A 14,096-nucleotide genomic window follows, 5' to 3' on the forward strand; every position below is an offset into this window, starting at 1 on the left:
GAGATTGAGATGGAACCACTAAGTAATAAACGGAAAGTTTTAGAAGTAAAGCCACTTACCCTGGCCGAGCGGTCGTATTTGCCTGCTATTGTTAAAGGCATGGCAATTACCATCAAACACTTTTTTAAGAAAGACGTAACCATCCGTTACCCCGAGCAAAAGCGTGAGTTCTCTGAAAACTTCAGGGGGATGCACTCGTTAAAGCGCGATGAAAATGGCGCCGAGCGTTGTACGGCCTGCGGCTTATGCGCACTATCGTGCCCGGCCGAAGCGATTACCATGACGGCTGCCGAGCGCCAGAAAGGTGAAGAAGGTTTATACCGCGAGGAAAAATACGCTGCCGTATACGAAATTAATATGCTGCGCTGCATTTTTTGCGGCCTGTGCGAAGAGGCTTGCCCTAAAGAAGCCATCTATCTTGACGGGGATATTGTACCATCTGATATGCTGAGGAAAGACTTTATATACGGTAAAGACAAATTAGTAGAGGCGCCCTTAAATCAATAGAGAAGTTTTATACCTTTGCCCGGCAATTATAAGCGGGACCAGGTAATATTTAACACAAACATGAGTATATTTTACTTCATCGCATTTTTATCCATACTGTTTGCAGTATTGGTGATAACTGCAAAAAACCCGGTGCATAGCGTACTGTACCTCATCCTTACGTTTTTTACCATTACCATCCATTATATTTTACTGAACGCGCAGTTTTTAGCCATTGTAAACTTTATTGTTTACATGGGCGCCATTATGGTATTGTTCCTTTTTGTGCTAATGCTGCTAAACCTCAACGTAGAATCGGAACCGGCCAAAAGCAATATTGTAAAATTTGCCGGTGTTATTGGCGGTTGCTGTTTATTAGCTACGCTGTTTGGGGCACTTAAGTTATCAGCGGTATCAAAGCCAGTTGTACTGGATAACCCCGGCTTAGGATTAGTAAAAAATTTAGGTAAAGTATTATTCGACGAATTTTTATTGCCGTTCGAGATTTCGTCCGTCCTGCTGTTATCAGCCATGGTGGGCGCGGTTTTACTGGCTAAACGTGAAAAGCAACCCGATGGAAAGTTTTTTTAATACGGTTAAATACGTGCCGCTTAACCATTACATATTGTTAAGCTGCATTTTGTTCTCGATAGGGGTTATCGGGGTGTTAACACGCCGCAACGCTATTGTGATCTTCATGTCGGTTGAGCTGATGCTGAATGCGGTGAACCTGCTGCTGGCCGTATTCTCGGTTTATCGCGGCGATGCCAGCGGACAGGTATTTGTATTCTTTATTATGGCCCTGGCCGCCGCCGAAGTAGCGATAGGTTTGGCCATCATCGTTATGATCTATCGTAATACAAGTTCGATAGATATTAATGTGTTGAATAAATTGAAATGGTAAAGCCCCCCTGCCCCCTGAAGGGGGAGTTTGGAAGGCATTGTTAAATATAAAATTAAAGACCACTTTGTTCCCCCTTTAGGGGGTTAGGGGGCTAAATCTATGGATAAATATATCTGGCTTATTCCTTTATTACCGCTGTTAGGGTTTGTGTTTAACGGACTCGGCCGCAATGTGCTGTCAAAAGGTGTTATCGGCTTTGTCGGTACCTTCCTGGTATTCGTATCATTCGGTATCAGTTTAAGCGCCTTCATGGAGATCCATTCATCCGGCAAGGCCATCAACGTGGTACTGTATAACTGGATAGATGCAGGCACGCTGCATATTCCGTTTGCCTTCCTGGTCGATCAGTTGAGCGCTATTATGCTGCTCATCATTACCGGCGTAGGTACGCTCATCCACTTATATTCTATCGGTTATATGCATGATGATGCCGGCTTCGGTAAGTTTTTCGCTTATCTAAACCTGTTTATCTTCTTTATGCTGCTGTTGGTATTAGGCTCAAACTATGTCATTATGTTTATCGGTTGGGAGGGTGTAGGCTTATGCTCATACCTGTTGATCGGTTTCTGGTATACTAATCCGGCCTATGCCGATGCCGCTAAAAAAGCCTTCATCATGAACCGCATCGGCGATTTGGGTTTCCTGATCGCGATATTCCTGATGGCTAATATGTTTGATAGCGTGCAATTTGCCGGCATATTTCCAAAGGCTCACTTAGTGCCACACGGTTATTGGACAATTACTTTGGTTACTATGTTACTGTTTGTGGGCGCAACCGGTAAATCGGCACAGATCCCGTTGTTTACCTGGTTGCCCGACGCGATGGCCGGCCCAACTCCTGTATCGGCGCTGATCCACGCGGCTACCATGGTTACTGCCGGTATTTATATGATAGCCCGCTCCAGCGCGCTGTTTGTTTGGGCGCCAACTACTATGGATGTTATTGCCATTGTAGGTTTAGCAACGGCTTTATTTGCCGCGCTGATTGCCCTAACGCAAACTGATATTAAAAAGGTACTGGCTTATTCAACCGTATCGCAATTAGGCTATATGTTTTTAGGTTTGGGCGTAGGTGCTTTCACCGGCGGCTTCTTTCACGTAATTACGCACGCGTTCTTTAAAGCATTATTATTCCTGTGCGCGGGTTCGGTTATCCACGCGGTAAGCGGCGAGCAGGATATGCGTAATATGGGCGGCCTTTGGAAAAAGCTCCCCGTTACGGCCTGGACCATGCTCATCGGTACCATCGCTATTGCAGGTATCCCGCCATTCTCGGGCTTCTTCTCTAAGGACGAGATACTGGCCCATGTTTACGAGCATAGCAAAGTAATGTACGGCATCGGTGTATTTACCGCAATGCTCACATCGTTCTATATGTTCCGCCTGATCTTCCTGACCTTCTTTGGCAAGTTCCGCGGGACAAGTGAGCAGGAGCACCACCTGCATGAATCGCCGGCCAGTATGACTATTCCGTTAATTGTATTAGCTATACTATCTATGGTAGGCGGTATGATCGGCGTGCCACATGCCTTGGGTGGGCACCACGAGTTAGCGCACTTCCTGGCGCCTGTGTTTAAAAGTGTTACGGGTAAAGAAGTTGCAGAATTACCGGCCAGTACCGAAATGACCTTAATGGCTATTTCTGTTGGCGGCGCCCTGCTGGCATTAATTTACGCTTATATAAAATACATTAAAAACAGCCATGTACCGGTACGCGACGGTGAAGAACGCGGACTGCTGGCTACCCTATCATACAAAAAATTCTATGTAGACGAATTGTACGATATGCTGTTCCGCAAACCGCTGGATGCCGCGTCCGATTTCCTTTATAAGGTGGTTGATAAAATGGGGATTGACGGTTTAGTGAATGGGATAGGCGCTGCCCCGGTTGAGGGTAGCAAAAGCCTGCGCCTGCTGCAAAGCGGCAATGTAGGTTTCTATATTTTTATGATGGTAGTGGGCATTATTGCCGTACTGGTTTATAGTCTGGGATTAACGGATATGCTGCATATAACAAAATGACGGTTACGATTTTAATTTTTTTACCACTGCTGGCTGCCCTTGCCCTTGTTTTCCTGAAAAATGAAACGGCAAAGTATGCGGCCCTGTTTTTCGCTGTTGCCGAACTGGCGCTGTCTGTATTTTATTTAGCTAAGTTTGTTCCAAGTGCTACAGCGCAGTTTGCGGTAGATTTGCCCTGGATACCACAATTTGGCATTTATTTTAGCGCAGCTATTGATGGGATCAGCATTATCCCGGTGATGTTAACCACGCTGATGGTGCCTGTTATTATCCTCACCACCTTTAAGCACGATTATTCAAAAGCCAATATATTTTACGCGCTGATATTGTTTATGCAAACCGGTCTGCTGGTTGTATTTACCGCGCTGGATGGCTTTTTGTTTTACGTAGGCTGGGAAGCGGCATTGATACCGATCTATTTTATATCGGCCCTATGGGGCGGCGAGAACAGGATAAAGGTTACGCTGAAGTTCTTTATCTATACTTTTGCCGGTTCGCTGTTTATGCTGATAGGCTTGTTATACCTGTACAGCATCAACCCCGAAAGAACATTTGATATACACCAGTTTTATAGCCTGAATATCCCGGCTAAAAACCAGATGTGGTTGTTTGGGGCTTTCTTCCTGGCTTTTGCTATTAAGATGCCGATATTTCCATTCCATACCTGGCAACCTGATACTTATACAGAAGCACCCGCAGGCGGTACCATGATGTTATCGGGTATTATGCTCAAAATGGGTATCTACGGTGTTATCCGTTGGTTGATCCCCATCGCGCCAAAGGGTTTTAACGAGTATTATCCCATCGCTATCACTTTATCGGTTATCGGTATCGTATATGCTTCCATCATTGCCTTCAGGCAAAAGGATGGTAAGCGTTTGGTGGCCTATTCATCTATAGCGCACGTTGGCCTGATATCGGCCGCAATATTTGCCTGGAATGTAAACGGTGTGCAGGGCGCCATGATCCAAATGCTGAGTCACGCTATTAACGTGGTTGGATTATTCTTTGTGTGGGATATCATCAGCCGTAAGCTCAATACCCGCGATATCGCATCTTTAGGCGGCATTGCTAAAAATGCGCCGTGGTTTGCCACTTCATTTTTAATTATTACGCTGGGCACAGTGGCATTACCATTAACCAACGGCTTTATCGGTGAGTTTTTATTGCTGAACGGTGTGTACTATTATAACATCAAACTGGCTGTTGTGGCAGGTACTACTATTATATTAGGCGGTGTTTATATGCTGCGCATGTACAAAAATGTAATGCAGGGCCCAACTAACGACCTCACCATTACCTTTACCGATATTACCGGCAGCGAACGCGTGGTGATGGTGATTATTTGCGCGCTGATCATCGTAATTGGTTTTTATCCGCAGCCTATCCTGCATTTATCCGAAGCTTCAGTAACGCAGCTGATCAATAGTGTTAATCAAAAATTAGGTCCGGTTGGCGCTGCAGTAAATTTGCCGCATTAACCCAGCCATAATTAAAATATAAAAATGAATACCCTCATCCTCATATCTGTTTTACCGATACTGCTGTTGTACATGGGCTTGTACAAAGCTAAAAACGCGCTGTTGCCGGTTACCGTTATTGGTTTGCTGGTTGCGTTGGGTTTAGCAGTTGCGCAGTGGAACACAACTGCCTTGCCCATTTATCATGGTATGATGATATTTGACAGGTTCGCCATCGCGTTTTCGGCTATTACCATCCTGTCAACCATATTGATCCTGATGCTCTCGAAAGATTACTTCGAGCGGATCAGCAGCCATGTGGCCGAATATTATGCTATTATTTTATTTGCCCTTGCGGGGATAGTGGTGATGGTATCGTACCATAACCTGACTATGCTGTTCATCGGTATCGAAATCATGTCGGTAAGTTTATATATCCTCGCCGGTATCAAAAAGAATGATTTCGCATCGAATGAATCGGCCCTGAAGTACTTTTTAATGGGTGCTTTTTCAACCGGTTTCCTGTTATTTGGTATTACCTTAATTTACGGCGCCACCGGTTCGTTTGACCTGGATGTGATCCGCAATTGGGCCCTTACCCATGCCGGCAAAACGGTTGACCCGATGTTTTATACCGGCATTATGCTGATGATAGTAGGCCTGTGCTTTAAAATAGGCGCCGCGCCATTCCACTTCTGGACACCGGACGTGTATGAAGGTGCGCCAACGCTTATCACCGCGTTTATGTCAACCGTAGTAAAAACCGCGGGCTTTGCCGCCTTTTTAAGGTTGTTCTCTACCTGCTTCGGCTCCTTGGCTGATCTGTGGGCGCCGGTGTTAATGGTAATTACCATCCTTACTTTGTGCATTGGTAATATCACCGCTCTTTACCAGCATAGCTTTAAGCGGATGCTGGCATTTTCCAGTATATCGCACGCGGGTTACCTGCTGTTTGCTATCGTAGCTTTAGGCGTTGGTTCAAACAGCGCCGTGTTTGTGTATGCAACAGCTTATTCGGTAGCATCTATTATTGCTTTCGCGGTGCTCATCTTAGTTCAACAGCAATCCGGTAACGATAATTTTGAGAGCTTTAATGGTTTAGGCAAACGTAACCCTTTCCTGGCATTTGTACTAACGGTGGCTATGCTGTCGCTGGCGGGCATCCCGCTTACGGCCGGCTTTATGGGCAAGTTCTTTATGTTCTCAGGCGCTATGGCTAAAATGCAGGTATGGATGATCGTTATAGCGGTGGTAAATGCCATTATCAGCATCTTCTACTATTTCCGGGTTATCGTGGCGATGTATTTCCGCAGTGCCGAGCGTACCGAATTAAGTATACCGGCTTATTATCAGGTGGTGCTGGCTTTATCAGCTATTATCACCCTGGTTATCGGTATCTATCCGGGCTTTATATCCAATCTTATTTAATCTTAAGTATTGATTACAAATTAAATAATATTTGTAGTTTTACTTAAATACGAATGGAAAGTATCTGGGAGCACCTGCAAAATTTAACCGACGCTAATTCCATCATAAGTACTGGGGGATTCTATCTTTTACTTATTGTTGTGTATGCGGAAACGGGATTGTTCTTCGGGTTTTTTCTACCCGGCGATTATCTCTTATTTATGGCCGGATTGTTTTGCGCCACCGGTGTTTTAGATGTCCCTATTTATTTACTGATCGTTTCGCTAATTGTTGCAGGCATTTTGGGCAACTATACCGGCTACTGGTTTGGCTACCGAACGGGGCCCCTGCTGTTTGCCAAAAATGAATCTATCTTCTTTAAAAAGCGCTATGTAGTAATGGCAGAGGCCTTTTATGAGAAATATGGAGGCATGGCGCTGGTTTTAGGCAGATTTTTCCCCATAATCAGAACTTTTGCACCTATCTTTGCAGGTGTTGTAAAAGTAGATCTTAAAAAGTTTACCCTATACAACATTATAGGGAGTGTAGCATGGGTAACTATCCTTACTTTAACCGGCTTTTTTTTAGGCCTTAAATACCCCGGGTTAAAGGATTACCTGCAGTATGTTGTTGTTGGCCTGATTGTGCTGACCAGCATACCGCTTATTATAGCATTTGTAAAGCGAAAAAGCCTTTCGGATACGCAGGACGATAAAACAAATAAAGAATAATAATATTTAATATAAAAATGAGTACACAACACCCATGGCACCAGGTATCGCCAGGAGAGAATATCCCTAATTTTGTGAACGCGATCATCGAGATACCAAAAGGCTCAAAAGCTAAGTATGAGATTGATAAGGATTCGGGCTTACTGAAATTAGACCGTATACTGTTTTCATCGGTAATGTATCCGGCTAATTATGGCTTTATTCCACAAACTTATTGCGATGATAAGGATCCGCTGGATATATTAGTACTTTGCAGTGCCGATGTTTACCCTATGTCTATGATCGAAGCCAAAGTAATTGGCGTAATGCACATGGTGGATAACGGCGAGCAGGATGATAAAATTATCGCGGTAGCAAAAAACGATATGTCGGTTAACTATATCGACGATTTGAACGAGCTGCCGCCGCATGCCATGAAAGAAATCGTCCGCTTTTTCCAGGACTATAAAGCGCTGGAAGAAAAAAACGTAACCATAGAGCACCTTTTAGGTAAGCCTTATGCGTATAAAGTAATTAAGGAAAGTTTAGAACTTTATAAGTCTACTTTCAAAGTCGAACAATAAAAAAAATTAATGGCTCCCCCGGATCATCACATTAGCTTATTATACGTTTTCCTAACAATCTTCCTTGTTCTGCTGAACGGGTTTTTTGTAGCTGCTGAATTTGCTATAGTTCGCGTTCGTGGTTCGCAGATAGAGTTACAGGTTAAATCGGGCAGTACCGTTGCCAAACTGGCCCGCAAAATTATGCACAATATGGACGGCTACCTGGCCGCAACCCAGTTGGGCGTAACCATTGCCTCGCTGGCGTTAGGTGTCTTCGGCGAGGAAGTGGTAACCAACATTATGCTCAACGCGTTTGAGTTTTTTGGCGTTGTTATCACTTCTAAATTTGTGATTAATACCTGCCATGTTGTAGCGTTTATTACCATCACCATTTTGCATATTGTGTTTGGCGAGTTAGCCCCTAAATCTATCGCTATTCAGCGTTCGGTGCGCACTACGTTGGCTATAGCGGCACCATTGCGTTTCTTCTTTGTGGTATTTAAACCGGCTATATGGTTGCTTAACGGCTTCGCCACTTTCCTTTTAAAGCTGGTGGGCATTAACAGTGTAAGCGAGGAAGCCCATCATAGTTCGGAAGAACTACAGTATTTATTAGAGCAGGGTAAAGAAAGCGGCGCGCTGGATTCAAACGAGCACGAACTGATCAAGAACGTGTTTGATTTTAACGAGCGTGTGGTGAAAAATATCATGGTGCCCCGTACCAAAATATCGGGTATGGAAATAGATACACCTAAGGCCGAATTGCTGGAACTGCTGATTACCGAAGGTTACTCGCGCATGCCTGTTTACCAGGATAGCATTGATAAAATTGTGGGCGTGGTACATGCCAAAGATATTTTACCCTTGCTGGCCCGTAACACTAATTTTGAACTCAGGGATATTATCCGCAAGCCGTACTTTATCCCTGAAACCAAGAAGATTAACGACCTGATGGCCGAGCTGCAGCAAAAGCGTATGCAGATAGCCATTGTGCTGGATGAATTTGGCGGCACCGCCGGGATGGTTACCCTGGAGGATATTGTGGAAGAACTGGTAGGGGAGATCCAGGACGAATTTGATGAGGAAAAACCTATTGTAGATAAGGTGAGCGACCGCGAGTTTATTGTGAACGCGGTAGCATCTATATATGATGTGAACAGCCACCTGCCGCATGATTTGCCCGAGGACGGCGACTTTGATACCGTAAGCGGATGGGTAAGCGAAATTTTTGGCAAGATACCCGAAGTGGGCGAACAGCGGGAAGCCGATGGCTATAATATTACCGTCCTGAAAAAATCAGACCAGAATATTGAATCTGTTAAGCTGGAACTGCTGCTGAACGAAGAAGACGCGGTAGACCTGCATTAATTTGCCTGCCGATGCACCTGTTTTATACCCCCGATATTACCCCGCAAAACGAAGCCTGGTTTTTAACCGAAGAGGAAAGCAAGCATTGCGCCCGGGTGCTGCGCCTGGATAAAGGCGACCAGGTTAACCTAATAGACGGCAAAGGCGGTTTATACACCGCTACCATATCCGACGCGCATCCCAAACGTACCATCCTGCATATTAACTCGGTGATTACTGAATATGGTAAACGTAACCATTACCTGCATATAGCTGTTGCGCCCACCAAAAATTTAGACCGGCTGGAGTGGTTCCTGGAAAAGGCAACCGAGATTGGTATCGATGAGATCTCATTGATCATCACCCAACGTTCCGAACGTAAGGAGGCTAAGGTTGACCGGTTGAATAAGATCATTACATCGGCCATTAAGCAATCCTTAAAAGCTTATCATCCCATATTGAGCGAAGCGGTTGGCTATAATAAGTTTCTGTCGCAACCATTTGCCGGGCAAAAATTTGTGGCCCATTGCGCCGATGGTGAAAAGGTGGAAATGAAAGATCAGCTGCAGCTAAACGGTAACTATTTAGTGATGATTGGCCCTGAAGGCGATTTTACCGAAAAAGAAGTAGCCGATGCTTTACAAAATGGTTTTAAAGCCATAACTTTAGGTGAAAGCAGGTTGCGCACCGAAACCGCCGCGCTGGAAGCTTGTTTTGAGATAAACTTTTTAAACCGCTAACCATAGATATGAAGTTGAAGATAGGGATTGCGCTGCTGTTGATGTTTGGGCTGTTTACCGGCTTTAATACCCCCGGCTACCGTATGGCTAAGCTAAAGTATAGTGGCGGCGGCGATTGGTATGGCGACCGTACGGCCCTGCCCAACCTGATTAAGTTTTGTAATGAGAATTTAAAGACTAATTTCCAGGCCGATGATGAGGTGGTGGAAGCGGGCAGCGCCGAACTGTTTAACTACCCCTTTGTGTTTATGACCGGGCATGGCAACGTAATATTTAGTGATGTTGAGGTGCGCAATATGCGCAAATACCTAACCGGCGGCGGCTTTTTACATATCGACGATAATTACGGACTGGATAAATTTATACGCCCGCAAATGAAAAGGGTATTCCCCGAACTGGATTTTGTGGAACTGCCGGTTAACCATCCCATCTACCACCAAAAATATGATTTCCCGGCAGGGCTGCCTAAAATACACGAGCACGATGGCACCCGCGCGCAGGGTTTTGGCCTGATATACAAAGGACGACTGGTATGTTATTATACCTATGAATGCGATTTAGGTAACGGCTGGGAAGATTTTGGCACCTATGCGGGCGATACGCAGGAAGCCCGCCTGAAAGCGCTCAAAATGGGCGCGAATATGATTCAATATGTATTAACACAGTAATGGCCCATGTACCAGATAAAAGTAAACGATAAGCTAAACTTTGAGGCTAAAAGGGATAAGGGGGTACTGACTGTTAATGGCAGCCCTGTCCATGCTGATATCAGGCAATTAGGTGCGCTTAGTTATCATATCATCCATGAGATGGCTTCATATACCGTTGAGGTGGTTGGCCTTGATACAGCGGCTAAAACAGCCGAAATAAAGGTTAATGGCAACACTTACGAAATATCAGCTAAAGACCAGTTTGACCTGCTGCTGGACCAGTTGGGGATGAGCAGCAAGGATAGTTCGAAAATAAGCGAAATAAAGGCCCCCATGCCGGGCATGGTGCTTAAAGTATTTGTAAACGAAGGCGACGAAGTAAAGAAGGGCGATAACCTGTTTATCCTGGAAGCCATGAAGATGGAAAATATTATTAAATGCCCTGCCGATGTAACCATTAAAACCATAAAAATAAAGCCGGGTGATAAGGTAGAAAAAGGACAGGTGCTGATGGTGTTTTAGTGAGCTGTGCGCAGAGATTAGGGATTAGTTAATTAGAGATTAGTTAATTTGAGATTGGTAGCCTAATCACTAATCTTTGATTAACTGATCACTACAAACGCAAAAGGCCTCCGATGAAAATCGGAGGCCTTTTGCGTTTGGTTATTTCTTCGGGTTAAAGTTCTTTTGTTTTTTTATACTGAACTGTGGTTTACCGGATGGGTTAATTTCGGGCGGGCCATCATAATTCATGGCGCAACGGAAACCAATTTCGGCGCTGGCATCATCTTCATCCAGGTAACGGCGGGTAGCAGGGTTTAGCCAGTATGCCCTGTCATTCCATGAACCACCTTTGTATACCTTAGATTTATCGCTGATCAATGTAGTAACACCGTATAATGTAGTGTTAACAGTATCATTATAGCCACGTACATCAGCTGTATAAGCTTTACCTGCTATTGGATTTTTAGGCGTTACTCCGGGAATTGCCGGTGCATTGGTAGCTGCTGGCGCACCGGCTGCTTTACCCGAGGCTGCCTGTTGTTCGGCCACTAACTCTTCCCAGGTTTGTTTCCTGGTGCCTTTAGCAGGTGTTTTTATTGGCCGTCCGTATTTGTCTTTTGCATATACGCCTTTTACCGCGTCGGCATAAGCCTTGTTGGTAAACTGGTTACCACGGAAAGGGTTAAAATCGTCGGTCTCTTCAAAAGAAGTTTGGCGGTAAGTATCGTTGGTCCACTCGTTTACGTTGCCGGCCATGTTATACAAGCCAAAATCATTAGGCTGGTACGAACGTACGGGGGCTGTAATGTCGGCTTTATCATTCAGGTAACCGCCTACACCGGCATTGTCACCGCCGCCGCGTTTAAAGTTAGCTAATATTAAGCCACGTGTCCGGGCTTTAGGCGAACGTACCCCCATGCCATTCCATGGATATACTTTACCATCGGTAATATTTTCGTATTGGGTATTGCCAATAAGGCCCATAGCCGCGTATTCCCACTCGGCTTCGGTTGGCAGGCGGTAGCCGGGGCGCAGGATCCCGTCTTCTTTACGTACAGGCCTTCTTGCTTTGCCTTTGCCCAAGGCCGATGTATCATTACGTGGGTTAAGGTCTTTCGGCATTTTTTTACCATCGATACCTTCACCTTTGTATTGGCCGTTAAGATATATTTCTGTATTAAAGGGCTGTGTGGCTGGGTTAACAGTGCCAGTTGTTGTTGTTGTTGCTGTTGCCGTAACAGGAGCGGCCCCATTAGCCGCGTTAGCAGCATTGGCATTTGGGTTATTAGCTGTAGCCTTTTGTTTCCAGGTTGTCAGCTGGCCCTGGTTACGCAAAATGTTTTCGTTCATGCGCTGGGTACGCCAGTCGCAGTAATCCTGCACCTGGTCCCAGGTTACACCCACAACCGGGTAATCCTGGAATGCCGAACCGCGCAGGTAATTATCTACATAAGGTTCGTTATAGGATAGCGGCCTTCTCCAAACCAGTGTATCAGGTATGGCATTATAGTAAAGCTCGCGGTCTTCGGGGAAATTGGTTTGCAGCCAGTACAGGTATTCGCGCCAGTCGTTGTTAGAAACTTCGGTCTCGTCCATGTAAAATGTAGAGATCGATTTCCTTTTACGCACATTGTTATACTCGTAGGTAACGTCTTCGCCTGCGCTTCCGCCCAATACAAAGGTGCCGCCTTCAATTGCAACCAATCCAGGGCCCGGGGCCGGATGTGTTTTCCTGAATACCTGGAAACCGCCATTGTATTTGTCATTATATCGCATCCCTGTAGTTGGCGATTGTTGTTTTGGCGAACAACTAACCAGCAACAATCCAGAGCCCAACAGCACTAATGCATACCTGCTAAAAATCATTTTCATGCAATTACAATTAATCAGAGCGTAAATTTAGTTAAAAAATTGAAATTTAATACCAATTCTAAAATAGGCTTTATTTTTTAAATGGTACTACAATAATTACCGTTTAACGAAAATTAAAACTTTAAGTTATAAATAATGGAATAATTTTGATTGGCAATAAGTTATTTTATATTTATACGTTATTTTCGCACGGTAAGGAATGTACCGGCGCGTAAAAACTGAAACAAGTTAATATGAAGATTTTTTCCCCTGGTTTTATAAGGATTGGCTCTTTTATCGCGATTATGCTGCCCTTAGGTTTAAGGGCGCAGGTAGTTGGGCCAACCGGTACAAATACCAATGGCAGCAGTTCAAATGCCATTGTAACCGGGGTGCCTTTTTTGTCTATCTCGCCCGATTCCCGTTCGGGTGCCATGGGCGATGCCGGGGTAGCCTTATCGCCGGATGTAAATGCCAACTACTGGAACCCATCAAAGCTGGCTTTTATTGAAGGGGATAATAATCTGTCTTTATCATACAGCCCATGGTTAAGGCGCCTGGTACCCGATGTTGACCTGGCCTATTTAAGCTTTGCCCATAAACTGGATAATCGTAATACCTTAGGCGCGTCCCTGCGTTATTTTAACCTGGGTTCTATCCAGCTGGTTGATGTAAACCAGAACGACCAGGGTACCTATCGCCCAAGCGAATTTTCATTCGATGTTTCTTTAGCCCGTAAGTTTGGCGAAACTTTTTCGCTGGGGTTAACCGGGCGGTATATCCATTCGAGCCTTTCAAACGGCGCGTTTACATCCGGACAGCAAACCAAACCGGCCAGTGCCATAGCTGCCGATGTTTCCATGTATTATAACAAAAAGACCCAGCAATTTGGCCGCGACGCGCTTTTTGCCTTTGGGGTTGATATTTCCAACATTGGCACCAAGATCAGCTACTCGGACGGCGGTGTGAAATACTTTTTGCCAACCAACCTGAAGATAGGCGCCGCCAACACCTGGTATATTGACGATTATAACGAATTTACGCTGACGTTTGATATCAATAAGCTATTAGTACCAACGCCCCCCATTCGCGATAACAGCGGCAACATCATCAGCGGTACAGATGATAACCGTTCGGTAGTTTCGGGCATCTTCGGCTCGTTCAGCGATGCGCCGGGTGGTTTTAGCGAGGAGATGAAAGAGATCAGCTACTCGCCCGGACTGGAATACCGATACAATAAGCAATTTTCCCTGCGCACCGGCTATTTTTACGAAAATCCGGCCAAAGGCGACAGGCAATATCTTACCCTTGGCGCGGGGTTCAGGTATGATATCTTTAATATCGATTTTTCTTACCTGGCTGCTAACCAGCAAAAAAGCCCGCTATCAAATACCCTGCGTTTCTCGGTATTGGTTAACTTCGGCGGATCGAAAAATGCAAATAAGTAAT

14 protein-coding genes are annotated in these 14,096 nt (G+C 45.1%); 13 read left to right on the forward strand and 1 reads right to left on the reverse strand.

Translation table 11 applies throughout. The features are described from left to right. Positions 1-9: 9 nt before the first annotated feature. The 12 genes from AC07M6_RS15640 (at position 10) to AC07M6_RS15695 (ending at position 10,814) form a co-directional block, all read left to right on the forward strand. Positions 10-507: a NuoI/complex I 23 kDa subunit family protein gene (locus AC07M6_RS15640; RefSeq protein WP_494890968.1), complete on the forward strand. Its 498-nt coding sequence runs from the start codon at positions 10-12 to the stop codon at positions 505-507. Positions 508-567: 60 nt separating this feature from the next. Next, positions 568-1,077, forward strand: a complete 510-nt coding sequence (locus AC07M6_RS15645) for an NADH-quinone oxidoreductase subunit J family protein (RefSeq protein WP_494890969.1) — start codon at positions 568-570, stop codon at positions 1,075-1,077. After that, a complete protein-coding gene (nuoK, locus tag AC07M6_RS15650; RefSeq protein ID WP_494890971.1) occupies positions 1,061-1,390 on the forward strand; it encodes an NADH-quinone oxidoreductase subunit NuoK in 330 nt (109 codons plus the stop codon). Before AC07M6_RS15645 ends, nuoK begins: the two co-directional genes overlap by 17 nt. A 99-nt stretch (positions 1,391-1,489) precedes the next feature. Continuing rightward, positions 1,490-3,412 carry an NADH-quinone oxidoreductase subunit L gene (gene nuoL, locus AC07M6_RS15655; RefSeq protein ID WP_494890972.1) on the forward strand — a complete coding sequence of 641 codons (1,923 nt, stop codon included), beginning with the start codon at positions 1,490-1,492 and terminating at the stop codon, positions 3,410-3,412. Next, positions 3,409-4,893: a complex I subunit 4 family protein gene (locus AC07M6_RS15660; protein WP_494890973.1), complete on the forward strand. Its 1,485-nt coding sequence runs from the start codon at positions 3,409-3,411 to the stop codon at positions 4,891-4,893. The genes nuoL and AC07M6_RS15660 overlap by 4 nt, the downstream gene beginning before the upstream one ends. Before the next feature lie 24 nt (positions 4,894-4,917). Then, positions 4,918-6,300: an NADH-quinone oxidoreductase subunit N gene (locus tag AC07M6_RS15665; protein ID WP_494890974.1), complete on the forward strand. Its 1,383-nt coding sequence runs from the start codon at positions 4,918-4,920 to the stop codon at positions 6,298-6,300. Positions 6,301-6,353: 53 nt separating this feature from the next. Then, positions 6,354-7,010: a DedA family protein gene (locus AC07M6_RS15670; protein ID WP_494890976.1), complete on the forward strand. Its 657-nt coding sequence runs from the start codon at positions 6,354-6,356 to the stop codon at positions 7,008-7,010. A gap of 17 nt (positions 7,011-7,027) precedes the next feature. After that, positions 7,028-7,573: an inorganic diphosphatase gene (locus AC07M6_RS15675; RefSeq protein ID WP_494890977.1), complete on the forward strand. Its 546-nt coding sequence runs from the start codon at positions 7,028-7,030 to the stop codon at positions 7,571-7,573. A gap of 9 nt (positions 7,574-7,582) precedes the next feature. Beyond that, positions 7,583-8,923 carry a hemolysin family protein gene (locus AC07M6_RS15680; RefSeq protein WP_494890978.1) on the forward strand — a complete coding sequence of 447 codons (1,341 nt, stop codon included), beginning with the start codon at positions 7,583-7,585 and terminating at the stop codon, positions 8,921-8,923. 11 nt (positions 8,924-8,934) lie between these two features. Beyond that, the gene (locus AC07M6_RS15685; RefSeq protein WP_494890980.1) at positions 8,935-9,642 is read left to right on the forward strand and encodes a 16S rRNA (uracil(1498)-N(3))-methyltransferase; all 708 of its coding nucleotides are present in this window, start codon (positions 8,935-8,937) and stop codon (positions 9,640-9,642) included. 8 nt (positions 9,643-9,650) lie between these two features. Beyond that, a complete protein-coding gene (locus tag AC07M6_RS15690) occupies positions 9,651-10,310 on the forward strand; it encodes a DUF4159 domain-containing protein (protein WP_494890982.1) in 660 nt (219 codons plus the stop codon). 6 nt (positions 10,311-10,316) lie between these two features. After that, a complete protein-coding gene (locus AC07M6_RS15695) occupies positions 10,317-10,814 on the forward strand; it encodes an acyl-CoA carboxylase biotin carboxyl carrier protein subunit (protein WP_494890984.1) in 498 nt (165 codons plus the stop codon). A 141-nt stretch (positions 10,815-10,955) separates the two neighbouring features. Here the strand turns inward: AC07M6_RS15695 and AC07M6_RS15700 are convergent, their stop codons facing one another. Beyond that, positions 10,956-12,668: an SUMF1/EgtB/PvdO family nonheme iron enzyme gene (locus AC07M6_RS15700; protein ID WP_494890986.1), complete on the reverse strand. Its 1,713-nt coding sequence runs from the start codon at positions 12,666-12,668 to the stop codon at positions 10,956-10,958. Between the two features lie 233 nt (positions 12,669-12,901). Here AC07M6_RS15700 and porV point away from each other — a divergent pair, with 233 nt between their 5' ends. Next, positions 12,902-14,095, forward strand: coding sequence for a type IX secretion system outer membrane channel protein PorV (gene porV, locus AC07M6_RS15705; RefSeq protein WP_494890988.1), 1,194 nt, complete (start codon positions 12,902-12,904; stop codon positions 14,093-14,095). The last annotated feature ends 1 nt before the right edge of the window (position 14,096 follow it).

The sequence above is a fragment of the Mucilaginibacter sp. GW821-FHT07H05 genome, assembly GCF_059418485.1.